The 618-nt window shown below is 53.9% G+C and carries 1 rRNA gene; it reads left to right on the top strand.

Going from position 1 to position 618, the window contains the following annotated elements:
• Window positions 1–618: ribosomal RNA gene (locus IE093_RS22355) — 23S ribosomal RNA — on the top strand; the annotation flags it as partial.

Below are 618 nucleotides of genomic sequence, written 5' to 3'. Positions count from 1 at the left end.
TGTCCTGTGACTGCGTACCTTTTGTATAATGGGTCAGCGACTTATTTTCAGTGGCGAGCTTAACCGATTAGGGGAGGCGTAGGGAAACCGAGTCTTAACTGGGCGACCAGTCGCTGGGAATAGACCCGAAACCGGGCGATCTATCCATGAGCAGGGTGAAGGTTGAGTAACATCAACTGGAGGCCCGAACCAGGATCTGTTGAAAAAGATTTGGATGACTTGTGGATCGGAGTGAAAGGCTAATCAAGCCCGGAGATAGCTGGTTCTCCTCGAAAGCTATTTAGGTAGCGCCTCACGTATCACCGCCGGGGGTAGAGCACTGTTTCGGCTAGGGGGCCATCCCGGCTTACCAACCCGAGGCAAACTCCGAATACCGGTGAGTGGAGCGTGGGAGACACACGGCGGGTGCTAACGTCCGTCGTGAAAAGGGAAACAACCCAGACCGTCAGCTAAGGCCCCAAAATCCTGGTTAAGTGGGAAACGATGTGGGAAGGCTTAGACAGCTAGGAGGTTGGCTTAGAAGCAGCCATCCTTTAAAGAAAGCGTAATAGCTCACTAGTCGAGTCGGCCTGCGCGGAAGATGTAACGGGGCTCAAACCAGGTGCCGAAGCTACGGGT

The sequence above is a fragment of the Litchfieldella qijiaojingensis genome (genome assembly GCF_014651875.1).
Lineage (GTDB): Bacteria > Pseudomonadota > Gammaproteobacteria > Pseudomonadales > Halomonadaceae > Litchfieldella > Litchfieldella qijiaojingensis.
This window is presented reverse-complemented; position numbering and strand designations above follow the sequence as displayed.